General features: G+C 73.6%; 27 protein-coding genes. 20 read left to right on the plus strand and 7 right to left on the minus strand.

Going from position 1 to position 25871, the window contains the following annotated elements:
* Positions 1–38 precede the first annotated feature (38 nt).
* The 7 genes from ACIO5E_RS38135 to ACIO5E_RS38165 all read left to right on the plus strand — a co-directional run bounded on the left by ACIO5E_RS38135 (position 39) and on the right by ACIO5E_RS38165 (position 4640).
* Positions 39–332 carry a MoaD/ThiS family protein gene (locus ACIO5E_RS38135; RefSeq protein ID WP_400676883.1) on the plus strand — a complete coding sequence of 98 codons (294 nt, stop codon included), beginning with the start codon at positions 39–41 and terminating at the stop codon, positions 330–332.
* Between the two features lie 5 nt (positions 333–337).
* The gene (locus ACIO5E_RS38140) at positions 338–1654 is read left to right on the plus strand and encodes a hypothetical protein (RefSeq protein ID WP_400676885.1); all 1317 of its coding nucleotides are present in this window, start codon (positions 338–340) and stop codon (positions 1652–1654) included.
* Between the two features lie 219 nt (positions 1655–1873).
* Entirely contained in the window at positions 1874–2599 is a 726-nt protein-coding gene (locus ACIO5E_RS38145) for a DUF2993 domain-containing protein (RefSeq protein ID WP_400676887.1), read from the plus strand.
* Positions 2600–2829: 230 nt separating this feature from the next.
* Positions 2830–2910 (plus strand): Ms5788A family Cys-rich leader peptide, encoded by an 81-nt coding sequence (locus ACIO5E_RS38150; RefSeq protein WP_350517234.1) that lies wholly within the window; start codon positions 2830–2832, stop codon positions 2908–2910.
* Positions 2911–3142: 232 nt separating this feature from the next.
* Entirely contained in the window at positions 3143–3976 is an 834-nt protein-coding gene (locus ACIO5E_RS38155; RefSeq protein ID WP_280685444.1) for a sulfurtransferase, read from the plus strand.
* A gap of 38 nt (positions 3977–4014) precedes the next feature.
* Positions 4015–4305, plus strand: coding sequence for a DUF1416 domain-containing protein (locus tag ACIO5E_RS38160; RefSeq protein ID WP_030059605.1), 291 nt, complete (start codon positions 4015–4017; stop codon positions 4303–4305).
* Between the two features lie 62 nt (positions 4306–4367).
* Complete coding sequence (locus ACIO5E_RS38165) at positions 4368–4640, plus strand: DUF3099 domain-containing protein (RefSeq protein ID WP_400676890.1); 273 nt, start codon at positions 4368–4370, stop codon at positions 4638–4640.
* Between the two features lie 54 nt (positions 4641–4694).
* Here ACIO5E_RS38165 and ACIO5E_RS38170 read toward each other — a convergent pair whose 3' ends face one another.
* A complete protein-coding gene (locus ACIO5E_RS38170) occupies positions 4695–5057 on the minus strand; it encodes a DsrE family protein (RefSeq protein ID WP_400676892.1) in 363 nt (120 codons plus the stop codon).
* Positions 5058–5406: 349 nt separating this feature from the next.
* Between ACIO5E_RS38170 and ACIO5E_RS38175 the strand changes: the two genes are divergently transcribed.
* The 3 genes from ACIO5E_RS38175 to ACIO5E_RS38185 all read left to right on the plus strand — a co-directional run bounded on the left by ACIO5E_RS38175 (position 5407) and on the right by ACIO5E_RS38185 (position 7580).
* A complete protein-coding gene (locus tag ACIO5E_RS38175) occupies positions 5407–5991 on the plus strand; it encodes an FABP family protein (protein ID WP_280685447.1) in 585 nt (194 codons plus the stop codon).
* Between the two features lie 107 nt (positions 5992–6098).
* The gene (locus tag ACIO5E_RS38180; protein WP_400676894.1) at positions 6099–6563 is read left to right on the plus strand and encodes a Fur family transcriptional regulator; all 465 of its coding nucleotides are present in this window, start codon (positions 6099–6101) and stop codon (positions 6561–6563) included.
* Between the two features lie 54 nt (positions 6564–6617).
* The gene (locus ACIO5E_RS38185) at positions 6618–7580 is read left to right on the plus strand and encodes a YgfZ/GcvT domain-containing protein (RefSeq protein ID WP_400676897.1); all 963 of its coding nucleotides are present in this window, start codon (positions 6618–6620) and stop codon (positions 7578–7580) included.
* 40 nt (positions 7581–7620) lie between these two features.
* Here the strand turns inward: ACIO5E_RS38185 and dtd are convergent, their stop codons facing one another.
* Entirely contained in the window at positions 7621–8061 is a 441-nt protein-coding gene (gene dtd, locus ACIO5E_RS38190; protein ID WP_400676899.1) for a D-aminoacyl-tRNA deacylase, read from the minus strand.
* A 473-nt stretch (positions 8062–8534) separates the two neighbouring features.
* On the opposite strand from dtd, the gene ACIO5E_RS38195 reads away from it, so the two are divergent.
* The 3 genes from ACIO5E_RS38195 to ACIO5E_RS38205 all read left to right on the plus strand — a co-directional run bounded on the left by ACIO5E_RS38195 (position 8535) and on the right by ACIO5E_RS38205 (position 10525).
* Positions 8535–9146 carry an ABC transporter substrate-binding protein gene (locus ACIO5E_RS38195; protein WP_280685451.1) on the plus strand — a complete coding sequence of 204 codons (612 nt, stop codon included), beginning with the start codon at positions 8535–8537 and terminating at the stop codon, positions 9144–9146.
* 69 nt (positions 9147–9215) lie between these two features.
* Positions 9216–10175 (plus strand): asparaginase, encoded by a 960-nt coding sequence (locus ACIO5E_RS38200; RefSeq protein ID WP_400676901.1) that lies wholly within the window; start codon positions 9216–9218, stop codon positions 10173–10175.
* Between the two features lie 140 nt (positions 10176–10315).
* Entirely contained in the window at positions 10316–10525 is a 210-nt protein-coding gene (locus ACIO5E_RS38205) for a dodecin (protein WP_280685453.1), read from the plus strand.
* Between the two features lie 16 nt (positions 10526–10541).
* On the opposite strand, the gene ACIO5E_RS38210 is transcribed toward ACIO5E_RS38205, so the two are convergent.
* From ACIO5E_RS38210 to ACIO5E_RS38220, 3 genes are read right to left on the minus strand one after another with little or no spacing between them, the layout of a single operon-like run.
* Positions 10542–11360 carry a heme ABC transporter ATP-binding protein gene (locus ACIO5E_RS38210; RefSeq protein WP_400676904.1) on the minus strand — a complete coding sequence of 273 codons (819 nt, stop codon included), beginning with the start codon at positions 11358–11360 and terminating at the stop codon, positions 10542–10544.
* On the minus strand, positions 11357–12418 hold the full coding sequence (locus ACIO5E_RS38215; RefSeq protein ID WP_400676906.1) for a FecCD family ABC transporter permease: 1062 nt from the start codon (positions 12416–12418) through the stop codon (positions 11357–11359). Before ACIO5E_RS38215 ends, ACIO5E_RS38210 begins: the two co-directional genes overlap by 4 nt.
* Entirely contained in the window at positions 12415–13458 is a 1044-nt protein-coding gene (locus ACIO5E_RS38220; RefSeq protein WP_400676908.1) for a hemin ABC transporter substrate-binding protein, read from the minus strand. The genes ACIO5E_RS38215 and ACIO5E_RS38220 overlap by 4 nt, the downstream gene beginning before the upstream one ends.
* 171 nt (positions 13459–13629) lie before the next feature.
* Between ACIO5E_RS38220 and ACIO5E_RS38225 the strand changes: the two genes are divergently transcribed.
* Positions 13630–15213, plus strand: a complete 1584-nt coding sequence (locus ACIO5E_RS38225; RefSeq protein ID WP_400676910.1) for an HtaA domain-containing protein — start codon at positions 13630–13632, stop codon at positions 15211–15213.
* A gap of 59 nt (positions 15214–15272) precedes the next feature.
* Entirely contained in the window at positions 15273–16928 is a 1656-nt protein-coding gene (locus ACIO5E_RS38230) for an HtaA domain-containing protein (protein WP_400676912.1), read from the plus strand.
* Positions 16929–17024: 96 nt separating this feature from the next.
* Here ACIO5E_RS38230 and ACIO5E_RS38235 read toward each other — a convergent pair whose 3' ends face one another.
* Both ACIO5E_RS38235 and ACIO5E_RS38240 read right to left on the minus strand, forming a co-directional pair.
* Positions 17025–17693 (minus strand): heme oxygenase (biliverdin-producing), encoded by a 669-nt coding sequence (locus ACIO5E_RS38235; RefSeq protein ID WP_400676914.1) that lies wholly within the window; start codon positions 17691–17693, stop codon positions 17025–17027.
* 208 nt (positions 17694–17901) lie between these two features.
* The gene (locus tag ACIO5E_RS38240) at positions 17902–18393 is read right to left on the minus strand and encodes an inorganic diphosphatase (protein ID WP_030244505.1); all 492 of its coding nucleotides are present in this window, start codon (positions 18391–18393) and stop codon (positions 17902–17904) included.
* Positions 18394–18469: 76 nt separating this feature from the next.
* Between ACIO5E_RS38240 and dacB the strand changes: the two genes are divergently transcribed.
* From dacB to ftsH, 5 genes are all read left to right on the plus strand, one after another.
* A complete protein-coding gene (gene dacB, locus ACIO5E_RS38245; RefSeq protein WP_400676916.1) occupies positions 18470–20074 on the plus strand; it encodes a D-alanyl-D-alanine carboxypeptidase/D-alanyl-D-alanine-endopeptidase in 1605 nt (534 codons plus the stop codon).
* 289 nt (positions 20075–20363) lie between these two features.
* Positions 20364–21539, plus strand: a complete 1176-nt coding sequence (locus tag ACIO5E_RS38250; protein ID WP_400676918.1) for a zinc-dependent metalloprotease — start codon at positions 20364–20366, stop codon at positions 21537–21539.
* 258 nt (positions 21540–21797) lie between these two features.
* A complete protein-coding gene (tilS, locus tag ACIO5E_RS38255; RefSeq protein ID WP_400676921.1) occupies positions 21798–22925 on the plus strand; it encodes a tRNA lysidine(34) synthetase TilS in 1128 nt (375 codons plus the stop codon).
* A 70-nt stretch (positions 22926–22995) separates the two neighbouring features.
* Entirely contained in the window at positions 22996–23550 is a 555-nt protein-coding gene (gene hpt / locus ACIO5E_RS38260) for a hypoxanthine phosphoribosyltransferase (protein ID WP_280685463.1), read from the plus strand.
* A gap of 227 nt (positions 23551–23777) precedes the next feature.
* Positions 23778–25832, plus strand: a complete 2055-nt coding sequence (ftsH, locus tag ACIO5E_RS38265) for an ATP-dependent zinc metalloprotease FtsH (protein WP_400676924.1) — start codon at positions 23778–23780, stop codon at positions 25830–25832.
* The last annotated feature ends 39 nt before the right edge of the window (positions 25833–25871 follow it).

Consider the following 25871-nt stretch of genomic DNA (forward strand, 5'->3'; position numbering starts at 1 on the left):
ACCGGGGCCGGGCGAGGACGACGAGAAGGGGTGGCCCGATGGGTGCGACCACGGAGCCCGCGAGCGGCGCCCGGGTGCGCGGGACGATCCGCTACTGGGCGGCCGCGAAGTCCGAGGCCGGGCTGGCCGAGGAGCCGTACGAGGCGGTGACCCTGGCGGAGGCGCTCGCGGCGGCCGAGCGGCGGCACGCGGACCGGCCGAAGCTCGTCCAGTTGCTCGGGCACTGCTCCTACCTGGTCGACGGCGCCCAGGTCGGCGGCCGGGACCACGCGACCGTCGCCCTCACCGAGGGCGGAACGGTCGAGGTACTGCCGCCGTTCGCGGGAGGCTGAGCGGCGTGACGGACATGAACAACGCGAACCAGGGCGGCTACGGCGAATGGCCGCAGCAGCCCCAGCAGCAGTATCCGCAGCAGGGGCAGCACCCGCAGCCGCAGCAGGGGCAGCACGCGCAGCAGTACCCGCAGCACCCGCAGGCTCAGCAGCAGTACCCGCAGCGGGGGCAGCAGCCGCCGTACGGCTACCCGGGCCACGGGCAGCTGCCGGTGGACGACGCCGCGACGACGCTGATGCCGCCGGTCCCGGCGATGGAGGACGCGGCCACCACGCTGCTGCCGCCCGTGCCGCCGATGGACGACGCGGCCGCGACCACGCTGCTGCCGCCGGTGGTCGTGTCCGGCGCGATGCCGGTCGCCCCGCCGGCCCGGACGCCCGCCCCGCCGGCCCGGACACCCGCCCAGCCGCCCGCCGGGCACGCCGCTCCCGCCGCAGCTCCCGCACCGGCCCCGGCGCCGTACGCGGGGCCCCCCGCCTTCGACCCGCCGACCATGACGCTCAAGCGCCCGGTCGCCCCGGGCGGCCCGGCGGGTGCCCCGGCCGCGCCGCCGTACGGGGCCGTCCCGGCGCAGCCCGCGCCGGTGGCGCCGCCCGCCGGCCCGCGCGGCCGGACCGGCTCGCCGATCATCGACCCGGGCCTGCAGCCCGCGCTGATCACCGCCGGCGTGGCCGCGCTGCTGGCCGGCGGCGCCGCGCTCGGGCAGGTGGCGCTGGCACTGGTGGTGGCGCTGCTCCAGGTGCTGACGGCGGCCGGCTGGTTCCGGCTGAACGGGATGTGGCCGGCCCGCCAGGGCATCGCGCTCGCCGCGCTGGCCGGGCTCACCGCGGACGCGGCGGTGCTGCTGGCGGACTCCGACGGCAGTGTGGCGGCGGTGGTCGGCACGCTGGGCGGGTTCTTCCTGCTGGTCCTGGTGCTGCAGACGTTCCGCCCCTCGGACCCGAAGGAGCGGTTCTACGCGTTGACGGTGCTCGGCTCGGCCACGGTGGTGACGGTGCTGTGCACCACGCTGCTGGTGGCCGACTGGGTGCCGGCCGGGGTGGGCGCGGTCGCGCTGGCCACCGTGCTGGCCGCGGCGCCGCTGCCCGGTCCGAAGCAGCTGGGCCCGGTGCTGGGCCTGCTGGCGGCGGTGCTGCTGGGTCTGCTGGTGGGTGCGCCGCTGGCGCTGGGCGCGCTGGCGGGGCTGGGGGCGCTGGTCGGCCGCCGGGTCGCGGCGTACGACTTCCCGTCCCGGTTCGTGCACATGACGGCGGGCGTGGCGCTGCCGCTGGCGGTGGCCGCGCCGCTGATCTGGCTCGCCACCGACCTGCTGGCCGGCTGACCCCGGCCGTCGACCGTGACGTCCCGCCTCGGAACCATGCTCCGGGGCGGGACGTCGTACGGTCGTGCGGGAGCGGCCTCGGCCGGGCGGCCTCCGCGGGACACCGGACGACGGCCGCGAACGACCACGACGAACACGAACGACGAACACGACGAACAGCGACACCGACGAACAGCGACACCGAACGACGACAGCGACCGGCGACGGCGGGGGAGAGCGATGCGCGGATGGCTGAAGGCGACGATCGGCCTGGTGGTGGTCTCCGGCCTGCTGGTCGGCGCCGACCGGATCGCGGTCGGCGTGGCCGAGGACCAGGCCGCCGACCGGATGGTGAGCAGCGGCCGGATGAGCCAGCGGCCGGACGTCTCGATCGAGGGCTTCCCGTTCCTCACCCAGGCGCTGTCGATGAAGCTGGACGACGTCCGGATCTCCTCCGACGGCCTGACCGTCGGTGACGGCGGCCGCCAGGTGGCGCTGCACTCGTTCAAGGCCAAGCTCTCCGGCGTCACCGTGAGCGACAGCTTGAAGAGCGCCACGGTGGACAACGGCACCGGCAGCGGCCTGATCTCGTACGCGGACCTCGCGCAGCTGCTGCCGCCGGCCTCCCAGCTGATGTCGGGGGCGGGCAAACTGCCGGTGGGCGGCAACTCCCGGCTGACCCTGTCGTACGCCGGGCCGGGCAAGATCAGGGCCGCGCTGGGGCCGGTCGCGGTCGGTGAGGGCTCGGTGCACAACAACGGCAACACCGCGACCGCGGACGGCTTCCAGCTCAGCGGGCTGGCCGGCGTGGTCGCCGGGCTCACCAACCAGCGGCTGGAGCCGATGAGTTTCACGCTCGACTCGCTCCCGGCCGGTCTGAAGCTGGCCGACAAGGACGGGGCGACGCCGCTGCCGGAGGGCCTGCAGCTGACCTTCGAGGGCAAGGGCGTCAAGCTGCTGGGCTGATGGCCGCCCCGCCACTCCCGTCCTGTTCCGCTCCGCGAGACGCGCCGTCCAGCGCGGGTCGCGGAGCGGTTCCGTTTCCACCGGTTGGGTGCCGCCCGGGGCCACCGGACCTGCCCCGGCCTGCCACCCCGTCGGCCATGAAAAGCTCAAATCTCAGAATTCGGTCCATTTGGTCTCAATATTCGGTACGCTGATGACAGCGGGGCTTCGGTGTCCCTAGCATCGTCGACATGAAGCGACAGACGGATCTCACGAAGCGGCGGGCGGTCGACCTGTGCCGCGTGGCCGCCTGTCTGTGTCGAATGCGCTGACTCGGCGTCTTGGCTGGGCAGTTGACGCCCGCACGCCGATCCTCCCGGTGACCATGCCAGGCCCTCCCGGCCGGCCGTCGTCGCCGCACCCCGCAGTCTCCTGGCCGGCAGGCCCGGGCCGCCGTCCCGTCCCAGTATTCGGACAGGAATTCGGACGGCAGTCGTCCGGGCGCCGCGCAGCACCTCCTGAGCAGAACCTTCCGCAAACCGCCCTCGGATGGAGAACACCACCATGAGCCGCAGCGACGTCCTGGTCGACGCCGACTGGGTCCAGGCCCGCCTGGACGACCCGAAGGTCGTCATCGTCGAGGTCGACGAGGACACCTCCGCGTACGACAAGAACCACATCCGCAACGCCGTCCGGATCGACTGGAAGAAGGACCTCCAGGACCCGGTCCGCCGCGACTTCATCGACCAGGCCGGCTTCGAGGCGCTGCTCAGCGCCAAGGGCATCGCCAACGACGACACCGTCGTGCTCTACGGCGGCAACAACAACTGGTTCGCCTCGTACGCCTACTGGTACTTCAAGCTGTACGGCCACGGCGACGTCCGCCTGCTGGACGGCGGCCGCAAGAAGTGGGAGCTGGACTCCCGCGACCTGGTCTCCGAGGTGCCGGCCCGCGAGGCCACCGCCTACCGGGCGCAGGCCGCCGACTCCTCGATCCGTGCCTTCCGCGACGACGTGATCGCGGCCATCGGCAGCCTCAACCTGGTCGACGTGCGCTCGCCCGACGAGTTCTCCGGCAAGCTGCTCGCCCCGGCCCACCTCCCGCAGGAGCAGTCGCAGCGCCCCGGCCACGTGCCGAGCGCCCGCAACATCCCGTGGGCCAAGAACGCCAACGACGACGGCACCTTCAAGAGCGACGACGAGCTCAAGGCCCTGTACGAGGCCGAGGGCATCGACCTGGCGAAGGACACCATCGCCTACTGCCGCATCGGTGAGCGCTCCGCGCTCACCTGGTTCGTCCTGCACGAGCTGCTCGGCCAGGAGAACGTCAAGAACTACGACGGTTCGTGGACCGAGTACGGCAGCCTGGTCGGCGTGCCGATCGAGCTCGGCAACTGAGCCCGCGGCTCGACCGTCGTCAGAAGGGAAGACAAGACATGTGCGGTGCGAAGGCCGGCGGCCCGGACCTGGCAGGAGTTGACGTGGCGAACGAGACGATCATCCAGGGTTCGGTGACCCGCGACGGTGAGCCGGTCAACGGCTACGTCCGGCTGCTCGACGAGGGCGGCGAGTTCACGGCCGAGGTGCCCACCTCGGCGACCGGCCAGTTCCGGTTCTTCGCCCGCCCGGGCAAGTGGACCCTGCGTGCACTGGTGCCGGGCCAGACCGTGGACCGTCAGGTGGTGGCCTCCCAGGGCACCGCCGTCGAGGTCGCGATCGCGGTCTGATCCGCGGACGAACCTCACCGAGGGCCCTGCCATGGCGGGGCCCTCGGTCGTACCGTGGAGAGGTGCAGGCAAGGCGGCGGCGTCGCTTCTACTTCGCCATGATGGGCGTGTGTCTGGGCCTGTTCGTGCTGGCCTGGGGCGTGGTGAGGTTCTTCTCCGTGCCCGCCGCGATCGGCATGTGCGTGGTCGCGATGGTGATCCCGCCGGCCGCCGCGGTGTTCGCCAACAAGCGGGACCCGGACGACGACTGGTGGAACGACCCGCGCTGGGACGACCCGAAGTGGGACGAGCCCGGCCACGACCGGGACCGCCCCGACCACGAGGAACGTCGGTAGAAGAGCGCCAGGGGACGTGGGCCGGTAGCCGAGCTAGTAGCGGGCTAGTAGGGGCTAGTAGACGAGGGCCTGGACGCCGTCGGCCATGATCTCGCTGACGAAGACCTGCGCGCCCGCGATCCGGACGCCCTCGACGGTGTCCTTCTGCACGATCCCACGCCGCGCCGCGCACTGGGTGCACAGCGTCACCGAGCCGCTGGCGAGGATCGCCTCCAGCAGGTCCGGCAGCGGCGCCGTGTGCGGCAGCTCGAACTCCGCCGCCCGCCCCGGCAGGGCGAACCAGGAGGACTCCCCGGTCAGCCAGAGCGAGACCTCGATCCCGCTGGCGACGGCCACCGCCGCGACCGTGAACGCCTGCGAGCACCGCTCCGGCGCGTCGGCCCCGGCGGTGACCTTGATGACGAGTTTCTTCGACATGGCGCCACCTTAGAGCGCCCACGGCCCCCGCTCGCCGTCATCCCGGGATCCCTTGGGGAAACCTTGGACGGCGCGGGAACATCGGCGCGATCGGCGACGTGGTGGGGCTCACCGCGACCGGCCGATGACCGGCGGATAGAGTGAGCGACAGCAAAATCCACCACACTGTCGCCGCCTGGGAGCCCCCCGTGTCCGGTCTGGAAATGTTCTTCGACGGTCTGCTGGCCCTTATGGCCGTGCTGATCACCTGGTTCGCCATCTTCTCGGTGATGAAGCTCTACCAGGGCCAGCGCTGATCCTGCCGTACGGTTGAGGCAGCCCCACACCGACGACGACAGCGACCAGGAACATGATCGAGATCCCCTCTGACCTCCACAAGGACGTCGTCCCGCTCGCCTTCCTCCTCGGCACCTGGGAGGGCGCGGGCGTCTACGACTTCCCGGGCACGGAGAAGTGCAACTTCGGCCAGGAGATCGTGATCCGGCACGACGGCCGGCCCTTCCTGGAGTTCCGCTCCCGCACCTGGGTGCTGAACAACGAGGGCGAGAAGGTCCGTCCGCTGGAGAACGAGCACGCGTTCTGGCGCATCACCAGCAACCAGGACGGCACCAGCGGCGCCCGCGGGATCGAGATCTCCTCCGTCCGCGATGACGGCACGGTGGAGATCTGGTACGGCGAGCTGGCCGACGGCAAGCCGCAGATCGACGTCTCCACGGACGCGGTGGCCCGGATCGAGGGCTCGCCGGAGTACTCGGGCGGCAAGCGGCTGTACGGCTTCGTCAACGACGAGCTGCTCTGGGTCGGCGAGAAGGCCGCTCCGAACGTGCCGCTGCGTCCGTACATGTCGGCCCAGCTGAAGAAGGTGCTCAGCCCGGCGCAGTTGATCAAGGACATCAACGACCTGCCGGACGACGGCATCGCCTTCTTCAAGTGAGCCCGGCCTTGCGCTGAGCGGTACTGCTTTCACGAGAGGTAGGGATCGGCCCCCGGGCCGGTCCCTACACTTGCATCAGGACCCCCGACCTTGGCAGGGACAGCACCGTGGCGGACACCGGCACCACCGACTGGCAGCTCTCCGGCGACTGGAAGACCGACCTGCGCGAACGCGGCTACCGGCTGACCCCGCAGCGGCAGCTCGTGCTGGAGGCCGTCGACGTCCTGGACCACGCCACCCCCGACGACATCCTCTGCCACGTCCGGCAGACCGCCAGCGGCGTCAACATCTCCACCGTCTACCGGACGCTGGAGCTGCTGGAGGAGCTCGGCCTGGTCTCGCACGCCCACCTCGGCCACGGCGCCCCGACCTACCACCTGGCCGGCCGCCACCACCACCTGCACCTGGTCTGCCGGGACTGCGACAAGGTCGCCGAGACCGGCACCGAGATCGCCGAGCCGCTGATCCGGAGCCTGCGCGAGCAGCACGGTTTCGACACCGACCTCAAGCACTTCGCCATCTTCGGCCGCTGCGCCGACTGCACCGCCAAGCTCGCGGACGGCGGGTCGTAGGGCCCGTCGCACGAGGCCGCGGGCCCCGTTGTCGGCCGGTCTAAGCTGGCCGGTATGAAGAGCCCGCTGCTGAGCCTGCCCGGAGCCGTTCCCGCCGAAGGTGCCGACGAGGGCGTCGCCGCCCACTACGGCGACATCTTCCGCGAGCAACGCAACCTCGCGCAGGGCACGGGCTTCGTCGACCTCTCGCACCGCGGCGTGATCACCGTCACCGGCCAGGACCGCCTCGCCTGGCTGCACCTGCTGCTCACCCAGCACGTCAGCTCGCTGGAGCCGCAGGAGGCCACCGAGGCGCTGGTGCTCTCCCCGCACGGGCACGTCGAGCACGCGCTCTACCTGGTCGACGACGGCACCACCACCTGGGCGCACGTCGAGCCGGGCACCCAGGAGGCGCTGCTGGGCTACCTGGAGAGCATGAAGTTCTTCTACCGGGTGGAGGTCGCCGACGCGACCGCCGAGTACGCCGTGGTGCACCTGCCGGCGGGCTCCGTCGCCTCCGTCGAGGGCGCCGCCGCGGTGCGCGAACTCCCGTACGGGCGGGACCTGTTCGTGCCGCGCGCCGGGCTGGAGGAGCTGACCGCAGGCTGCGGTCCGGCGGCGGGGGTCTGGGCGTACGAGGCGCTGCGGATCGAGGGCCACCGGCCGCGGCTGGGCTTCGAGACGGACCACCGGACCATCCCGCACGAGGTGGACTGGCTGCGCACCGCCGTCCACCTGCAGAAGGGCTGCTACCGGGGGCAGGAGACCGTCGCCCGGGTGCACAACCTGGGCCGCCCGCCGCGCCGGCTGGTCTTCCTGCACCTGGACGGCACCGAGGAGACGCTGCCCCCGCACGGGACGGAGGTGCGGCTGGCCACCGAGCCGGACGGGCGCCCGCTCGGCTTCGTCACGTCCTCCGCCCGCCACCACGAGCTGGGGCCGATCGCGCTGGCGATCGTCAAGCGGAACGTCCCGGTGGACGCGGTGCTGCTGGCCGGGACGGTGCCGGGCACCCAGGACGTGATCGTCCCTCAGTAGGGCTTTCGCCGAGGGCCCGTCGGCCGGACAAGCCCTGGGGTCAGACCTCGACGAGGACGGTGAACGGGCCGTCGTTCACCAGCGCCACCTGCATGTCGGCGCCGAACCGGCCCGTCTCCACCTTGGCGCCGAGCTCGCGCAGCCGGGCGACCACCTCGTCCACCAGCGGCTCGGCGACCGGGCCGGGGGCGGCGGCGTTCCAGGTGGGGCGGCGGCCCTTGCGGGCGTCGCCGTAGAGGGTGAACTGGCTGATCACCAGCAGCGGGGCGCCGAGGTCGGAGCAGGACTGCTCCACGCCCTCGTCGTCGGCGGGCAGCAGCCGCAGCGTCCACAGCTTGCGGGCCAGCTGCGCGGCCTTGGCCGGGGTGTCGTCGTGGGTGGCGCCGACCAGGACGCAGAGCCCCGGTCCCTCGATCGCGCCGACGGTCTCGCCGGCCACGGTCACCCTGGCCTCGGTCACTCGCTGCACCACTGCTCGCATGCCGCCATTGTGCCGGAGCCCGCCGGGCCGTCCGGCGGCCAGGGCCGCACACAAGGGGCGCGTACGTGTGTGGTGCACGCCGTGTATTGCGCGCCTGCGCGGAGTCGGGCGCCGCTCTTCCTGCGGAAAGGCCCGGTCATATCAGCCACCTCCGTTCGCCAGGGGGCCGTTCGGGTGCACGGGCCGTGCGCGCGCGCCGGGCGGGGTGGCACGCTGGTGGACCGTACGAAGGGCTCGGGGCGCCATGGGGTCCGCCGCACCGGGCCGGGTTCGGCCGGGCGGTCGAGTCGGTAGGTCAGGCGTTCCTGCGGTGTCGCCCCGAGGGGTGGTTCCGGCCGGGAACCGGAACCACCGGGGGTGGCCGGGCGTGCCAACGGACGGGACGTGTGAGCCCGTCGGAGGACGGGCGGGACCGGCGGCAGGGACGGAGTGCCGCGAGCGGGCGGGATCGGACGACGGCAGGTGGTTGGTTGATGGACGCGAGCAGCGCGGCGTGGGACCGGTCCGGGCACGTGGCGGAGGTCGCCGAGGGCGCCGAGGCCCTGGGAACGGCGATAGAGCCCGATCTGGAGCGGCTGGGCCTGGACCAGCTGCGGATCCTGCGCCGGGAGACCTTGGAGCAGGAGGCCGACCTCTCCTACCTGCGGCGGCTGCTGCACGGGCGGATGGACATCCTGCGCGCCGAACTCGACCGCCGGCCCGGCGGCCCGGTCCGCGCGGCCGGGGCGGGCGGCACCGACGGGCTCCCCGGCGACCTGCTGGACCGCCTCCCGGCCATCCTGACCGACGCGCCCTCCAGCGTGCGGCGCTCGGCTCGGCACGTCACGCTCGGGCCGCCGCGCGGCCACGAGTCCCAGCTGGAGGCGGACACGCTGATGGGGGACGTCCAGCTCGCCGACCTGGCCGCGCACCCGGCCGAGGAGCTGCTGGCCGCGCTGGAGCGGCTGCGCGCGCACGAGCGCGAGGTGTCCGGGCGGCGGCAGCGGTTGCTGCGGACGGCCGACGGTTGCAATGCCGAGATCACCCGCAGGTACCGTGATGGGGAAGCACGGGTCGACGACCTGCTCGCAGGGGGGCCGCTCTGACCGGGTGAGGCACCATGGGCGGGTGCGCCCGGCTCTCCCCGGTCCACCCTCACCCCGGAAGGCCTCGCCATGTCCCAGTCCGTCACCCCGTCCGTCCTGGCCGAGGTCATACGCTCGGGTTTCACCGAGGGCCGGCACCACGGCTCACTGGTGCTGCTCGCCGCCGACGGCTCGGTCGAGTTCGCGCTCGGTGACCCCGACGCGCCGGTCTTCCCCCGGTCGACCGCCAAGCCGTTCCAGGCGGTGGCCACGCTGCGGGCCGGACTGGCGATCGGGGGCGAGCTGCTGGCGCTGGCCGCCTCCAGCCACTCCGCAGAATCGTTTCACCTCGATGGCGTCCGGACGATCCTGAGCTCCGCCGGGCTCGACGAGTCCGCCCTGCGCACCCCGGCCGACCTGCCGCTGGACGAGACCGAGGCGGAACTGCTGCTCGGCTCCGGCGGCCGTCGCGCCCCCATCCTGATGGACTGCTCCGGCAAGCACGCCGGCTGGCTGGCCGCCTGCGTCGCCAACGGCTGGGACACCGAGGGCTACCTGGACCCGGAGCACCCGATCCAGCGGCTGGCCCACGAGGCCCTGGAGGAGGGCACCGGCGAGACCGCCGCGCACGCCGGGGTGGACGGCTGCGGCGCGCCGCTGCTGGCCGTCACGCTGACCGGCCTGGCCCGCGGCTACCGCGGCCTGCTGCTGGCCGCCGAGGGCACCGCGCCGCGCCGGGTGGCCGACGCGATGCGTGCCCACCCCGAGTACGTGGCCGGCACCCGCCGGGCCGACACCTGGCTGATGCGGGCCGTCCCGGGCGCGCTGTCCAAGATGGGCGCCGAGGCCGTCCAGGTGGTGGCGCTGCCGGACGGGCGGGCGCTCGCCTTCAAGATCGACGACGGCGGCGAGCGGGCCCGCGGCCCGGTGCTGGCGGCCGCGCTGCGCCGACTCGGGGTGACCGGTGCGGACGACACGGTCGAGCGGATCGGCGCGGCCCCGCTGCTGGGCGGCGGCGCGCCCGTCGGGCGGGTGCGGGCGGCGTTCTAGCGCTCGTCCGACAAGCGCTGGGGCCTCCCGTCGGCGTTCTGGCGCCGACGGCTGCCGTCGGTGGCGGCCGTCGGCGTGCGGGCGGACCGGCGGCGGTGCACGGTGGACCTGGGGCCGTCGCACAGCTGAGGGAGTCCGTCATGACTGACCACGTGTACCGGGTGACCGAGATCGTCGGATCCTCGACCGAGAGCGTCGACGCCGCGATCCGCAACGCGGTGGAGCGGGCCTCCCGGACGCTGCGCAACCTCGACTGGTTCGAGGTGACGCAGGTCCGGGGCCACCTGGAGGACGGGCAGGTGAAGCACTACCAGGTCGGCCTGAAGCTCGGCTTCCGGCTGGAGGACTGAGCCCGCTCAGCCCCGCTCAGCCCCGCTCGGGCAGCACCAGCGGCATCCCGGTGCGCGGGTGCGGCAGCACCTCGACCGGGTGGCCGTACACCTCGCTGAGCAGCGGTGCGCGCAGCACCTCGGCGACCGGCCCGTCCGCGACCGTCGCCCCGGCCGTCAGCAGCACCACGCGGTCCGCGTACGCCGCCGCCAGGGACAGGTCGTGCAGCACCACGACCACGCCGTCCCCGGCGGCGGCGCGCGCCCGGGCGACCCGCAGCACCAGCTCCTGGTGGCGCAGGTCGAGGGCGGCGGTCGGCTCGTCCAGGAGCAGCAGCGGGGCGCGCTGGGCCAGCACCCGGGCCAGCGCCACCCGGGCCCGCTCGCCGCCGGACAGGGCGGTGAACGGGCGCCCGGCGAAGGCGGCGGACTCGGTGGTGGCCATCGCCTCGGCGACCACGGCCTCGTCCTCGGTGGCGGCGGCGGTGCCGGCCCAGGGGGCGCGGCCCATCCGGACCACCTCGTCGGCCGGGAACGGGAAGGACAGCGCGGCGGACTGCGGCAGCAGCGCGCGGTGCAGGGCGAGCTCGGCGGCGCCGTAGCCGGCCAGCGGGCGGCCGCACAGCCGGACCTCGCCGCCGTCCGGCCGGACGTCGCCGGCCAGCACGGACAGCAGGGTGGACTTGCCGGCGCCGTTCGGCCCGAGCAGCGCGACCACCTCGCCGGCGGCCACCCGTACCGACGCGCCGTCCAGCAGGGCGCGCCCGCCGACGGCCAGCCGGACGGCCTCGGCCGTCAGCAGCTCCGTGCCGGGGGACGGCCGTTCGGGCACCTTCCGATGGGTCCGCAGTCTCATGCCCAGCCTCCCTGCCTGGTCCTGGTCCGGCGCAGCAGCCAGAAGAAGAACGGGCTGCCGATCAACGCGGTGAGCACCCCGAGCGGCAGCTCGGCCGGCTCGGCGACGGTCCGGGCGGCGAGGTCGGCGGCCACCAGGACCAGCGCGCCGCCGAGCGCCGAGGCGGGCAGCAGGAAGCGGTGGCCGGGCCCGGCCAGCATCCGCAGCAGGTGCGGGACGACCAGCCCGACGAAGCCGATGATGCCGCTGACCGCGACGGCCGCGGCGGTCAGCAGCGCGACGACGGTGATCAGCACCAGCCGCATCCGCTCGACGTCCACCCCGAGGTGGCGGGCCGGGCGCTCGCCGAGGGCCAGCAGGTCCAGCTTGCGGGCGTACAGCGGGGCGACGGCCAGGCCGACGAGGGCGAGCGGCAGGACGGCGAGCACCTTGCCCCAGGTGGCCTGGGAGAGCGAGCCGAGCTGCCAGAAGGTGACCTGGCTGATCGCGGCGGAGTCGGCGGTGAACAGGAAGATCCCGATCAGCGCGCCGCAGAAGGCGTTCACGGCGACCCCGGTGAGGATCAGCGTGACCACCTCGGTGCGCCCGCCGGAGCGGGCCATCAGGTACACCGCGAAGACCGTCAGCAGGCCGCCGGCGAAGGCGAAGGCGGTGACCGTCCAGCTGCCGAGGGCGTCCAGGCCGAGCACGATGCAGGCCACCGCGCCGACCGCGCCGCCCGAGGAGACGCCGATCACGGCGGGCTCGGCCAGCGGGTTGCCGAACACGCCCTGCATCAGCGCCCCGGCGCAGCCGAGCGAGCCGCCGACCAGCAGGGCGAGCACCACCCGGGGCAGCCGGACGTTCCACAGCACGGACTCGGGCACCCGGTCCAGGGCGTGCCCGCCGAGGCCGAGCCGGTGGGCGGCGGAGGCCAGGATGTCGCCGAGCGGGATGCGGTAGGCGCCGACGCCGGCCGCGAGCAGGACGCAGAGCACCAGGGCGGCGGCGAGCACGGCGATGATCAGGGCGGTCCTGCTGACGGTGGGTGCGGCCTTCGACCGTACGGCGGTGGTCACTTGGCGTCCGTCGGGTAGAGCTGGGCGGCGATCTCGCGCAGCACCTGGGGGGTGCGCGGGCCGTAACTGAGCAGTTGGCCGTCCTCGATCGAGACGATCCGGCGGTCGAGGCCGGCCGGGGTCTGGGCGACGCCGGGCAGCTTGAGCAGGCCGTCGACGCCGCCGACCGAGTCCAGGCCCTTGCTCATCACCAGGATCGCGTCGGGCGCGGCCTTGACCAGGGCCTCACTGGTCAGCGGGGTGAAGTCGCCGCTGAGGCCGGCGGCGGTGCCGGCGTCCTCGCCGCCGACCGCCTCGATCAGCGAGCCGGCGCCGGAGGCGGGCCCGCCGAGCAGGTAGACGGAGGCGCTGCCGCGCAGGTAGAGGAAGGCGACCTTGGGGTGGCGGCCTGCGGTCGGGACGGCGGCCTTGGCCTCGTCGATCCGCTGTGCGGTGCGCTCCTTCAACTGCCGGCCGGCGTCCGGGACCCCGAGGGCGGCGGCGACGGTGTCGATGCGCGGACCGACGTCGGCGAGTCGCTTGGCGTCGTCCAGGACGAGCAGCGGGACGCCGGCCGCGCGGATCTGCGCGATGGCCTCGGCCGGGCCGGTGGTGCGGTCGGCGAGGACGACGGTGGGGTGCAGCGAGAGCACGCCCTCGGCCGAGACGTCGTGGGCCTGGGTGATCACCGGCAGGGCGGCGGCCTGCTGGAAGGTGGTGGAGACGTCCCGGGCGACGACCTTGGGGCCGAGGCCGAGGCTGAACACCAGCTCGGCGAGGCTGCCGTTGAGCGGGACGATCCGCTCGGCGCTGGTGACGGTGACCTGGCGGCCGTCGACGGAGGCGATGGTGGCCGGGAGCTGCGGGACGGGTTCCACGGGCAGCGGCTCGACCGCGTCGGGGGCCCGGGAGGAGCCCGCCGCGGTCGCCTTGGCGGCCGTGCCGGACGGGCCGCAGGCGGCGAGGGCGAGCAGGAGGCCGAGGGCGAGCAGGAGGCCGAGGGCGAGCAGCAGGAGGGCGGGCCCGCGGGCCACCCGGGGGCGGATCGTACTGCTGCTCAACGTGCTTCCCTTCGCCGGGAGTTGTCGCCGCTTCGGCCCTGGCCGGGGGGTCGCGGCGGGACTCTTGACTCATATATTAGGTTAGCCTTACCTGAGTTTCGCAAGGGGGTCGGCAGCACGCCGGACCCTTCCCTTGCCGCGCCCCCGCACCCTGCCGAGGAGTGATCCGCCGTGCCCCTGCCCAGCCGGCTCCGCCGTCTGGCCGCCACCCTGGTGGCCGCCCTCGCCGCCCTGCTGGTGGTGGGCCTGTCACCCGGCCAGGCGGTGGCGGTGGAGGGCAAGGTCGCCGGCGGACGGCTGGACTGGGGGATCAAGCAGTCCTTCCTGACGTACGTCACCGGGCCCATCGCCAAGGGAAGTTGGACGCTCACCGGCGGCGCCGCCACGGTCGGCGGCAGCACCTTCCGGTTCCACTCCGCGACCGGTGGCTACGACCCGGCGACCGGCACACTGACCGCCTCCTTCTCCGGCGGCGTCCGGTTCACCGGGCACCAGGAGAACGGCGCCAACGCGCTCGATCTGAGCATCGGCCGGCTCGGCTTCCGGGCCGTCCAGGGCGGCGCGGCCGGGCTGTACGCCGACGTCAGCAGCAAGTCCAAGGAGACCGGGCAGGTCAGCAGCGTGAGCCAGGCCAAGCTGGCCGACCTCTCGCTGGCCGGCGTCGATCTGCGGGGCGCGGCCGGGACCCTGACGCTCAGCAACGTGCCGGGCGCCCTCACCGACGCGGGGGCGAAGGCCTTCGGCAATTTCTACCCCGCCGGGACGGCCCTCGACCCGCTCACCCTGTCGGTCAACCTGCCCGCCGCGCAGGCCACGTCCTCGGCCCCGTCCGCTCCGTCGCCGACTGCCGTGCCGTCGCCCTCGGCGGCCGCCGGGACCCCGGCCGCCTCCGCTGCTCCGGCCGCACCGGCCGGTACGCCCGGCACCCGGGCCCCCGCCCGGACCGAGTTCGCCGACGGCGCCCTCGACTGGGGCGTGCGCCGTACCTTCCGCGACTACGTCACCGGCGCGATCGCCCAGGGCCGTTGGGAACTCGGCGCCGGTGCGGCGGACGGCGGCGCCTTCTTCCGCTGGACCCCGGCCAAGGGCCGGTACGACCCCGCGAACGGTGACCTCACCGCCGCCTTCACCGGCACCGTGCGCTTCACCGGCCTGCGCAGCGGCGACACCTACGGCCTGGACCTCACCCTCGCCAACCCGGGTGTCACCGTGTCCGGCGGCCAGGGCCGACTGGTCGCGGACGTCTCCGGACGCACCCCGGACGGTGCCACCCGGCAGCTCACCGGCGTCGAGCTGGCGGCCTTCGACCCGGCCGGGCTCAAGCCCGAGGGCGGCCTGCTGAAGGCCGTCGAGGTGCCGCTGAAGCTCACCGAGGGCGGCGCCAAGGCCTTCGGCGGCCTCTACCCGGCCGGCACCGAGATGGACCCGCTGAGCTTCGCCGTCGCGCTCGACCCGGCGGCCGCGCTGCCCCCGCTGCCCGATCTCGGCAGTGCCCCGGCCACCGTGCCGAGCGCCACCGCGAGCCCCACCGCGAGCCCCGCCGCGAGCCCCTCCGCCGGGCCCGTCGCCGCGTCCTCCCCGGACGGCTTCCCGGTGGCGGCCGTGGTCGGTGGCGCGGTGCTGGTGGCCGTGCTCGCCGCGACCGGTGGCCTGCTCGTCCGGCGCCGCCGCGCGGCCGCCGCGCCGGTCGCGGGCGCCGAGGTCGGCACCAGCAGTGGCCCCGGTGCCGCGCCGGGCCCCGACGACGCGGCCTGACCCCCCGGAGCGTCCCCCCGCGTTCCCTCCCCCCGCCCCACCCGAACGGAGTAACCACCATGTCCCGCAACCGCACCCGGCTGGCCGCCCTCGCGGCCGCCACCGTCGGCCTCGGCCTGACCGCCCTCGGCGCCCCCGCGCTGGCGTTCGGCGCGGGCGGCCCCGGCAGCGTCACGTACGACACCGGCGCGCTGGACTGGGGCGTGAAGGCCGGCTTCCGCAACTACATCAGCGGTCCGGCCTCCCAGGGCGGTGCGATCGAACTGACCGGCGGCGCCACCGCCAACGCCGACGGCACCTTCCACTTCGGCCTGGCGAACGCCACGTACGACCTCGCCACCCATGCGCTCAGCTCCTCCTTCACCGGCGGGGTCCACTTCACCGCCCACCACGGCGCACTGGACGTCGCGATCAGCGACCTCAGGATCACCACCGCCGGGACGACCGGCACGCTCACCGCCGACACCGCGTCCAAGGAGTCGACGGGCGCCACCGAGATCACCCGGCGGGAGGACGTGCCGCTGGTGACGTTCACCGTCGGGCGGGACACCACCACCGGGGTGCCGACCGCGGCCAAACTGACCGAGCAGGGTGCCAAGGCCTTCGCGGGCTTCTATCCGGCCGGGTCGGACATGGACCCGCTGTCGCTGCTGCTGAAGCAGAGCCCGGCGACGCCGTCGCCGACCGCCACGGCCGCCTCCTCGCCGTCCGCCACGGCCTCGCCGACGACCCCGGTGCCGACCGTCACGAGCACGGCGACCTCCTCCCCGTCCGCCACCGGCACGCCGTCGACCACGCCGTCGGCCACCGGCACGCCGTCCGCGACGCAGTCGCCGAGCGGCACCTCCTCGCCGTCCGCGAGCGCGACCTCGTCCGCGAGCGCCACCCCGTCCGCGACCGGGAGCCCCGCGCCCACCACCGCGCCGGGCCGGCTGCCCGTGGTGAACGGCACCCTCGACTGGACGGTCAAGGAGAGCTTCCGCGCGTACCTGGCCACCCCGATGGCGAGCGGCAAGGTCGAGTTCGGCGGCGGCGCGGCCGACTACCGCTTCGGCGGTGCCACCGGCGGCTACAACACCGCCGACCACTCGCTGACCGCCGCGTTCAACGGCTCGGTGCGCTTCCTCGGCCACCCCGGCAAGGACGGCTGGGCGCTCGACACCACGCTCTCCAAGCTGGGCCTGACGATCGACCAGGGCGGCGCCTTCCTGACCGCCGACGTGAACGGCAAGTCCCCCGACGGCAAGGCGACGGCACTGAGCGGCGCGCGGATCGCCAAGCTGGACGTGCCCGCCGCCGCCCTGAAGCCGGTCGACGGCGTGGTGACGCTCTCCGGCGTCCCGGCCACGCTCACCGCCGAGGGCGTCCCGGTGTTCTCCAACTACCCGGCGGGCACGGCCCTGGACCCGGTCAGCGCCACCCTGGCGTTCGACAAGGACGCCAAGCTCCCGGCCACCCCGTCGGCCGGCGGGTCCGGCACCGGCGGCGGCGCCAACCAGGTTGCCGGAGGCCAGGGTTCGGGCGCCGGCACGGTCGGCGGCGCCTCGCTGACGACCGGCAGCGGCCTGAGCGGTGCGGGCGGCGCGGGCGGCGTGCTGGCCGCCACCGGCTCGGACACCCCGGTGGTCCCGCTGCTGGCCACCGCGGCCGGTCTGCTGCTGGTCGGCGGCAGCGCCACCGTTCTGGTGCGCAACCGGCGCGGCGCACGCTCCTGACGCACCCCCGGGACGCGCGACGGCCCCGGGGAGCAACCACTCGCCGGGGCCGATCCGTTCGTGCCGCCGATCCCTTGGTGTGACGGGGAGAAACGTTCAGGCACTCAGCGGGTAGCGCGCGTCCAGGTCCCGGAAGACGGCGCCGTTGAGCACGAAGGCCCGCTTGCACTCCTCGACCACCCGGCGGCGCTCGACCTCGTCCATCGCCAGCCCGGCCGCGTCCAGCCGGGCCCGGTACTCGCGCTTGAAGGCGGCCGGGTTGTCGACCTCCTCGAAGACGTAGAACCGCACGCCGTCGCCCTTGCGCTCGAAGCCCCAGGTCTTCTCGGCCACCCCGCGGATGATCTGGCCGCCGGACAGGTCGCCCAGGTAGCGGGTGTAGTGGTGCGCGATGTACCCGGCCGGCCACGTCTCGGCCAGTTCCGCCACCCGTGCGACGTACGCGGCGGTGGCCGGCAGCGGCTCCAGCCCGTCCCGCCAGTGCGGCCCGCGCAGGTGCGCCAGGTCGCGCTCGATGGCGGCGGTGCGCAGCAGCGCCCGGTCGATGAAGGGCCCGGCGAGCGGGTGCTGCGCCAGTTGTCCGGCGCGGCTCTCCAGGGCTCGGTAGACGTACCAGAGCTGGCCGGTGAGGTCGGCGTACGCCTCGATTCCGAGCCGTCCACCCAGCAGGTGGCTCATGAACGAGGACTGCTCCGCGGCCTCGTGTTCCTGGCTGCTGGCGGCGCGGAGCGCGGTGGAGAACGGGACGGGCTCGGGCGTGGGCATAGGTGGCCTCCAGGGATCGGATTCGCCCCCGACAGTTATGGTTAGCCTAACCTAATCAGGCGTCATGCCGACAGCCTGTCGGTAAAACGGTCGCACCGGCCCCCGGATATGGCAAAGGCCGGAGCCCGCGGACGAATCCGCGAACCCCGGCCCTCGGCTGCCCCGACCTACCTCGAACTTCCTGGTCGAACGAGATCGGAACGACGGCTCAGTGGCCGCCCTGCTCCGCCAGACGCTTGATCGAAGCGGTGACCTCGGCCTCGGCCTCGGCGCGGCCGACCCAGTTGGCGCCCTCGACGGACTTGCCCGGCTCCAGGTCCTTGTAGACCTCGAAGAAGTGCTGGATCTCCAGGCGGTCGAACTCCGACACGTGGTGGATGTCCCGCAGGTGCTCCCAGCGCGGGTCGGTCGCCGGGACGCACAGCAGCTTGTCGTCGCCGCCGGCCTCGTCGGTCATCTGGAACATGCCGATGGCGCGGCACTTGATGAGGCAACCCGGGAAGGTCGGCTCGTCCAGGATCACCAGCGCGTCCAGCGGGTCGCCGTCCTCGCCGAGCGTGCCCTCGACGTAGCCGTAGTCGGCCGGGTAGCGAGTCGAGGTGAAGAGCATCCGGTCGAGCCGCAGACGGCCGGTCTCGTGGTCGACCTCGTACTTGTTACGAGAGCCCTTCGGGATTTCGATAAGGACGTCGAACTCCAACGGTTCCTCCAAGGTAGGGACTGACAGAATCCAAGTGTCTCCTACGGGAGTGAGTGCTCAGGAAAGGGGCCGGTCGGTGGGAGCAGGGGTCGGGGCGGCGCGCCGCCGCAGGGGGACGACCGCCGGACTGTTCGGGGCGGCGCTGCTGGTCGCCGGAACGGTCCTGACCTCGGGCGGAGCGTACGCACAGCCCTCCCCGAACCCGAGCGGCCACAGCACCGAGCACGGCGAGGGCGACGACCGGGACGGCCGGAAGGGTGAGCACGGGAAGGGCGACGGCAAGCCCAAGGCGGGCGACACCGCGACCACCCGCTCGGCCGAACAGCCCGCCGGGCGCGGTGCCGCCGCCCCGGGCCCTACGGGCTCCGCCCCCGCCCCGAGCGGCAGCGCCCGCCCGGCCCCCGCCCCCGGTGCCGTCCTGGCCACCGTCGAGGCCGGTGGTGCCGCCGCCGCACCCACCGCCCAGGGCCTCCAGCAGGCGCTCGCCACCGCCCTCGCCGACAAGAGCCTCGGCACCGTCACCTTCGCCGTCGCGGACGCCGTCGACGGCCAACTCCTGTACGGCTCCGGCGAGAACACCCCGGCCACGCCCGCCTCCACCACCAAGCTGGCCACCTCGATCGCGGCCCTGTCGCTGATCCCCGGCGACACCCGGCTGACCACCCGGGTGATCAAGGGGGCGGAGCCCGGCACGATCACCCTGGTCGGCGGCGGTGACCCGACGCTCACCGCGCTGCCCGCCGACCAGGTGCAGATCGGCGGGCAGGCCGCCGACGCCGACACCGCCCCCGCCTCGCTCGACGCCCTGGCCCGGCAGGCCGCCGCCGCCCTCAAGGCCGCTGGCATCACCACCGTCAAGCTCGACTACGACCTGTCGATGTACACGGGCAGCCCGCAGCACAAGAACCACGACGCGCAGAACATCGCCCTGGTCGTCCCGCTGATGATCGACGAGGGCAAGGTCGACCCCAAGAGCCGCGACGAGGCGCCGGCCCGGGTCGCCGACCCGGCCGGGAGCGCCGCCGAGAGCTTCGCCGCCCTGCTCAAGGCCCAGGGCGTCACCGTCGACGGCAAGGCCAAGCCCGCCGCCGCCCCGGCCGCACCCGGCGCCGCCGTCCTCGGCCGGGTGGACTCGCCGACCGTCGCCCGGCTGGTCGAGCGGCTGCTCACCACCTCCGACAACCAGCTCGCCGAGGCGATGGCCCGCCAAGTCGCCCTCGCCGCCCACCAACCGGCCGGCTTCGAGGGCGCCGCCACCGCCGTCACCCAGGAACTCGCCAAGCTCGGTGTCCCGATGGCCGGCGTGGTCCTCAACGACGGCAGCGGCCTGAACCCGGACAACGCGATCCCGCCGGCCGTCCTGGTCCGCCTCCTCGCCCTGGCCGCCTCCGACCAGCACCCGACCCTGCGCCCGATCCTCGCCGGCCTGCCCATCGCCGGCTTCACCGGCACCCTCGGCAAGCGCTACGGCTCCGGCTCGGGCGCCGCCGACGCGGCCGGCCTGATCCGCGCCAAGACCGGCACCCTCAGAGGCGTCAACACCCTCGCCGGCACCGTCGTCGACGCCGACGGCCGCCTCCTCGCCTTCGCCGTCATGACCCGCACCACCGCCCCCGCCGACACCGCCCGCGCCGCCATGGACCGCATCGCCGCCCGCCTCACCACCTGCGGCTGCCACTGACCCACCCGCACCGCCAGCGGGCGTCGGAAAGGACCGGCCGGGGACCAGGCCCTGGCGCCGCCGACCTTGCCGCACTTCCGCTGCACCCCGCCCCGCCGGCCGCTTCCCCGTCCTGCCGGCGAGCCGCGCCATGCGGCCACGACGGCCGCGCGGGCGGCCGGTGCAGGGTGCCGCCGGAGTGGGGGCGGTTCGGGGGTGGCACTGCGGTTGGTGCCGAGTGGACGTGCGGGGTGAGGGTGTTCGGTACGGGTGGCTGCCGTCGGTGGGTGGGAGCACGTACGGTGAGGGCATGACGAGCGCGAGTGGCGGTGCTGGCATGGTCGACTGGAATCTCGCGGTCGCAACCGCGACCAGGTTGGTGCGGCCGGGGCCGGAGGTGAGCCGGGCGGAGGCGGCGGCGGTGGTCGCCGAGCTGCGCCGGCACGCGCTGGAGGCCGAGGAGCACGTCCGGGCGTTCACGGGGATGCGGTCGAGCAGTCTGGCGGCGGCCGCCGCGACGCCGGTGCTGGTGGTGGACCGTCCGGGCTGGGTGCGGGCGAACGTGGCCGGCTTCCGGACGGTGGTCCAGCCGCTGGTGGAGAAGCTCCAGGCGCGCCGGGCGAGCAGTCCGACGGCGGGGGTGTTCGGCGCGGTGGGGGAGAAGGCCACCGGGATCGAGGTGGGCGCGCTGCTGGCGTTCCTCGCCGGCAAGGTGCTCGGCCAGTACGAGACCTTCGCCCCGGCGGAGCCTTCGCTGGAGGCCCCGGACAGCCCGGCGGCGCTGTTCGACAAGCCGCGGCTGGGGCCCGAGGGGCCCGGCCCCGGCCGGCTGCTGCTGGTGGCGCCGAACATCGTGCACGTCGAGCGGGAGCTGGACGTCGACCCGTCCGACTTCCGGCTCTGGGTGTGCCTGCACGAGGAGACGCACCGCACGCAGTTCACCGCGGTGCCGTGGCTGCGGGACCACATCCAGTCCGAGGTGCAGGCCTTCCTGGCGGAGACGGACGTGGATCCGGGCGCCCTGCTGGACCGGCTGCGGGACGCGGCGGGCTCGCTCGGCGGCGGCCTGCCGGGTGTCGGGGGCCGGGAGGGCGTGCCCTCGGCGGGGCTGATGGAGATCGTCCAGTCGCCCGCCCAGCGCGAGATCCTGAGCCGGCTGACGGCGGTGATGTCGCTGCTGGAGGGCCACGCGGACGTGGTGATGGACGGGGTCGGCCCGGCGGTGGTGCCGACGGTGGCGGAGATCCGGGAGAAGTTCCAGCAGCGCCGGGACCGCGGCGCGAACCGGCTGGACCTGCTGTTGCGCCGGCTGCTCGGCATGGACGCCAAGCTGCGCCAGTACCAGGACGGCGCGGTGTTCGTGCGCGGAGTGGTGGAGCAGGTCGGCATGGAGGGCTTCAACCGGGTGTGGACCTCCCCGAACACGCTGCCGACCAAGGAGGAGATCCACGACCCGGCCGCCTGGGTCGCCCGCGTCGCCCGCTGACGGCGTCCGGCCGCCGCTGGACGCGCGGTGGTCAAACCCGCTCGTACGAGTGGTCCAATCGGGCAGACCGAGGGTGAAGATACGTTTCTCCGTTCACCCGAACGTGGGACGGTGGTCGTACCGGTGGCGCGGGTGGCGTAGCGGGTCGCTGCTTTCTGCCACCATCTGTGAGCGCCCGGTAACAGGGCGCTCACGCGAGGTGCGCGGCCCGGCCGCGCGAACCGCAGTCCTGTCCCCTCCGTCGAGGAGTCGTCCGCCGTGGGCCCTCACCCCGCCGTCGCCGCGATACGCCTGGCCGTTCGCCGCACGCTCACCGACCTCGCCGCCGAGGCCGGTACCACCTTCACCGCGCCCGTGCGCGAGCCCCGCGAGCGCCCGGCCGGGGCGCCGCTGGTGGGTGCCGCCGTCGGCACCACCCTGATCGGCAACGCCGCGCGCCACCCGTCCGGGCTGCCCCGGACCCCGGCCGCCCCCGGCTCGCCGCTGGTGCTGGTCGCCGTCAGCGGCGGCGCCGATTCGATGGCGCTGGCCATCGCCGCCGCCTTCGAGGCACCCAAGATCGGCCTGCGGGTCGGCGCCGTCACCGTGGACCACGGCCTGCAGCCCGGCTCCGCCGACCGGGCCGCCCAGGTGGCCGAACGACTGCGCTCGCTCGGCCTGGACCCGGTCGAGGCGATCCCGGTGCACGTCGGCCGGTCCGGCGGCCCGGAGGCCGCCGCCCGGGACGCCCGCTACGCGGCCCTGGACGAGGCCGCCGAGCGGCTCGGCGCGGTCGCCGTGCTGCTCGGCCACACCCGGGACGACCAGGCCGAGACGGTGCTGCTGGGCCTGGCCCGCGGCTCCGGCTCCCGCTCGCTGGCCGGGATGCCGGCGCAGAAGGGCCGCTACCGCCGCCCGCTGCTGGAGCTGGACCGGGCCGCCACCCGGCAGGCCTGCTCCGCCCAGGCGATCCCGGTCTGGGACGACCCGCACAACTGTGACCCTGCCTACACCCGCTCCCGGGTCCGGCACGAGGTGCTGCCGGTGCTGGAGAAGCACCTGGGCGGCGGCGTGGTGGAGGCGCTGGCCCGGACCGCCCGGCTGTTCCGGGACGACGCCGACGCCCTCGACCAGTGGGCCTCCTTGGCCGAACGCGACCTCCGGACGGGCGACGGGGCCCTGGACGCCGTGAAACTCGCCGAACTCCCCCCCGCGGTCCGCCGCCGGGTGCTGCGCCGGGCCGCGCTGCGGGCGGGCTGCCCGGCCGGGGACCTGTTCGCGCGGCACCTGGAGACGATCGACCTGCTGGTCACCGGATGGCGCGGCCAGGGGCCGCTGCACCTACCCGGGGGCGTCGAGGCCACCCGCAGGTGTGGCACGCTGGTCTTTCGGCGGCAGGGCGACTGACGGGCGGGCATGTCCCGGGGTAGCCGGCCGCCGGCCACACAGACCCCGAACGTTTGAGGACGTATCCCCGGTGGACCAGAACGACATGGGCGCTGACCTCGCGAAGGTGCTCATCAGCAAGGACGAGATCGACGCCAAGCTCCTGGAGCTGGCCGAGCGCATCGACCGGGACTACGCAGGCAAGGATCTGCTGATCGTCGGCGTCCTCAAGGGGGCCGTGATGGTCATGGCCGACCTGGCCCGGACCCTGCACTCGCAGGTCACCATGGACTGGATGGCGGTGTCCTCCTACGGCATGGGCACCAAGTCCTCCGGGGTCGTCCGGATCCTGAAGGACCTGGACACCGACATCGCCGGCCGGGACGTCCTGATCGTCGAGGACATCATCGACTCCGGTCTGACCCTGTCCTGGCTGCTGGGCAACCTGGGTTCGCGCGGTCCGGCCTCGCTGGAGGTCTGCACCCTGCTGCGCAAGCCGGACGCGGCCAAGGTCGAGATCGACGTGAAGTACGTCGGTTTCGACATTCCGAACGAGTTCGTGGTCGGCTACGGGCTGGACTACGCGGAGAAGCTGCGTAACCTGCCCTTCATCGGGACGCTCGCCCCGCACGTCTACGGGGGCTGAGCGCCCGTTCGGGCTACGGGTGGGAACAGGAGTCGGTTCCCGCCCGTTGGACCGGGGGGACAAAGAACGACAGCCGTGTCGCTGCGCTCCCGCCACGGGCGGGTGCGACTGCGGTACGGTCCATTAAAACCGCTCTTCACATGAGCACCGACCCGATGCGCCGCGGCCCCCCAGCCCCCCGGCGCCGTTGAGTGGCAGGAGGGACGGGGCGGCAACGCCCCGCATGGATGGACGTCAAGCGATACTTCCGTGCGCCGATCATGTGGATCGTGCTGGCCGTCCTCGCCGTCATCGTGCTGATGCAGGTCGTTTCGGATTCGAACGGCTACAAGACGGTGGACACGGGGCAGGTCGTCGCAGCGATCGATGCCAAGCAGGTCAAGTCGGCGCAGATCACCACTGGTGACTCGAACACGATCAAGATCCAGCTGAAGGACGGCGCCACGCTGTCCAACGCCGGGACCGGCAAGACGCCGTCCGGCAGCAAGTTCCAGGCCTCGTACATCGGCGACCAGGGTGTTGCGATCGCCGACAAGCTCCAGGCCCAGATCAACGACAACGACTCGAGCACGCTCGCCGAGGGCTACACCATCAGCCCCGAGAAGCAGAGCACCTTCGTCAGCCTGCTGCTGTCGATGCTCCCGATCGTCATCATCGTCCTGGTCTTCCTGTTCCTGATGAATCAGATGCAGGGCGGCGGCTCCCGGGTCATGCAGTTCGGCAAGTCCAAGGCCAAGCTGCTCACCAAGGACACCCCGAAGACGACCTTCGCGGACGTCGCGGGTGCCGACGAGGCGGTCGAGGAGCTCCACGAGATCAAGGAGTTCCTGCAGGAGCCGGCCAAGTTCCAGGCCGTCGGCGCCAAGATCCCCAAGGGTGTGCTGCTCTACGGCCCGCCCGGTACCGGCAAGACCCTGCTGGCGCGTGCCGTCGCGGGTGAGGCCGGGGTGCCGTTCTACTCGATCTCCGGCTCGGACTTCGTCGAGATGTTCGTGGGTGTCGGCGCCAGCCGCGTCCGCGACCTCTTCGAGCAGGCCAAGGCGAACGCCCCGGCGATCGTCTTCGTCGACGAGATCGACGCCGTCGGCCGGCACCGCGGTGCGGGTCTGGGCGGTGGCCACGACGAGCGCGAGCAGACCCTCAACCAGCTGCTGGTCGAGATGGACGGCTTCGACGTCAAGGGTGGCGTGATCCTGATCGCGGCCACCAACCGCCCCGACATCCTGGACCCGGCGCTGCTGCGCCCGGGCCGCTTCGACCGCCAGATCGCGGTGGAGCGCCCCGACCTCCAGGGCCGGCTGGACATCCTCAAGGTGCACCAGAAGGGCAAGCCGATCGCGCCCGACGTCGACCTCTCGGCCGTCGCCAAGCGCACCCCCGGCTTCACCGGCGCGGACCTGTCGAACGTCCTCAACGAGGCCGCGCTGCTGACCGCCCGCTCGGACAAGAAGCTGATCGACAACGGCATCCTGGACGAGGCGATCGACCGCGTCGTGGCCGGTCCGCAGAAGCGGACCCGGATCATGTCGGAGAAGGAAAAGAAGATCACCGCGTACCACGAGGGCGGCCACGCCCTGGTGGCGGCGGCGTGCCCCAACAGCGACCCGGTGCACAAGATCACCATCCTGTCCCGCGGCCGGGCCCTCGGCTACACCATGGTGCTGCCGGACGAGGACAAGTACTCCACCACCCGCAACGAGATGCTCGACCAGCTGGCCTACATGCTGGGCGGGCGCGCGGCGGAGGAGCTGGTCTTCCACGACCCGACCACCGGCGCCTCGAACGACATCGAGAAGGCCACCGCCACGGCGCGGGCCATGGTCACCCAGTACGGCATGACCGAGCGCCTCGGTGCGATCAAGTTCGGCTCGGACAACTCGGAGCCGTTCCTGGGTCGTGAGATGGGCCACCAGCGCGACTACTCGGAAGAGGTCGCCGGGCTGGTCGACGAAGAGGTCAAGAAGCTCATCGAGAACGCGCACAACGAGGCCTGGGAGATCCTGGTCGAGAACCGCGACGTGCTCGACAACCTGGTTCTGGAGCTCCTGGAGAAGGAGACCCTGAACAAGGAGCAGATCGCCGAGATCTTCGCGCCGATCGTCAAGCGCCCGGCCCGGCCGGCCTGGACGGGTTCCTCCCGTCGCACGCCGTCCACCCGGCCCCCGGTGCAGTCCCCGAAGGAGCTGGCGCTCACCAACGGCGCCGCCACGGTCGACACCGCCCCGGTGGACATCGTGAAGCTCCCGCCGCTGCCGACCGCGGAGCCGCCCGCGGAGGGCTGAGCCCGCCGCACCGTACGGAATGGATGCCGCGTCACCGGG

This window comes from Kitasatospora sp. NPDC087314 (genome assembly GCF_044744365.1).
In the GTDB taxonomy this organism is placed as follows: Bacteria; Actinomycetota; Actinomycetes; order Streptomycetales; family Streptomycetaceae; genus Kitasatospora.

What these genes read in the sequence shown, in the direction of transcription:
- ACIO5E_RS38205 (WP_280685453.1), top strand. Translation starts at nt 10,316, where the DNA reads ATGACTGACCACGTGTACCGGGTGACCGAGATCGTCGGATCCTCGACC.
- ACIO5E_RS38235 (WP_400676914.1), bottom strand. Translation starts at nt 17,693, where the DNA reads ATGCCCACGCCCGAGCCCGTCCCGTTCTCCACCGCGCTCCGCGCCGCC.
- ACIO5E_RS38210 (WP_400676904.1), bottom strand. Translation starts at nt 11,360, where the DNA reads ATGAGACTGCGGACCCATCGGAAGGTGCCCGAACGGCCGTCCCCCGGC.
- ACIO5E_RS38160 (WP_030059605.1), top strand. Translation starts at nt 4,015, where the DNA reads ATGTGCGGTGCGAAGGCCGGCGGCCCGGACCTGGCAGGAGTTGACGTG.
- ACIO5E_RS38230 (WP_400676912.1), top strand. Translation starts at nt 15,273, where the DNA reads ATGTCCCGCAACCGCACCCGGCTGGCCGCCCTCGCGGCCGCCACCGTC.
- ACIO5E_RS38175 (WP_280685447.1), top strand. Translation starts at nt 5,407, where the DNA reads ATGATCGAGATCCCCTCTGACCTCCACAAGGACGTCGTCCCGCTCGCC.
- ACIO5E_RS38185 (WP_400676897.1), top strand. Translation starts at nt 6,618, where the DNA reads ATGAAGAGCCCGCTGCTGAGCCTGCCCGGAGCCGTTCCCGCCGAAGGT.
- ACIO5E_RS38150 (WP_350517234.1), top strand. Translation starts at nt 2,830, where the DNA reads ATGAAGCGACAGACGGATCTCACGAAGCGGCGGGCGGTCGACCTGTGC.
- ftsH (WP_400676924.1), top strand. Translation starts at nt 23,778, where the DNA reads ATGGACGTCAAGCGATACTTCCGTGCGCCGATCATGTGGATCGTGCTG.
- ACIO5E_RS38195 (WP_280685451.1), top strand. Translation starts at nt 8,535, where the DNA reads ATGGACGCGAGCAGCGCGGCGTGGGACCGGTCCGGGCACGTGGCGGAG.
- ACIO5E_RS38145 (WP_400676887.1), top strand. Translation starts at nt 1,874, where the DNA reads ATGCGCGGATGGCTGAAGGCGACGATCGGCCTGGTGGTGGTCTCCGGC.
- ACIO5E_RS38200 (WP_400676901.1), top strand. Translation starts at nt 9,216, where the DNA reads ATGTCCCAGTCCGTCACCCCGTCCGTCCTGGCCGAGGTCATACGCTCG.
- ACIO5E_RS38135 (WP_400676883.1), top strand. Translation starts at nt 39, where the DNA reads ATGGGTGCGACCACGGAGCCCGCGAGCGGCGCCCGGGTGCGCGGGACG.
- ACIO5E_RS38250 (WP_400676918.1), top strand. Translation starts at nt 20,364, where the DNA reads ATGACGAGCGCGAGTGGCGGTGCTGGCATGGTCGACTGGAATCTCGCG.
- ACIO5E_RS38155 (WP_280685444.1), top strand. Translation starts at nt 3,143, where the DNA reads ATGAGCCGCAGCGACGTCCTGGTCGACGCCGACTGGGTCCAGGCCCGC.
- dtd (WP_400676899.1), bottom strand. Translation starts at nt 8,061, where the DNA reads ATGCGAGCAGTGGTGCAGCGAGTGACCGAGGCCAGGGTGACCGTGGCC.
- ACIO5E_RS38170 (WP_400676892.1), bottom strand. Translation starts at nt 5,057, where the DNA reads ATGTCGAAGAAACTCGTCATCAAGGTCACCGCCGGGGCCGACGCGCCG.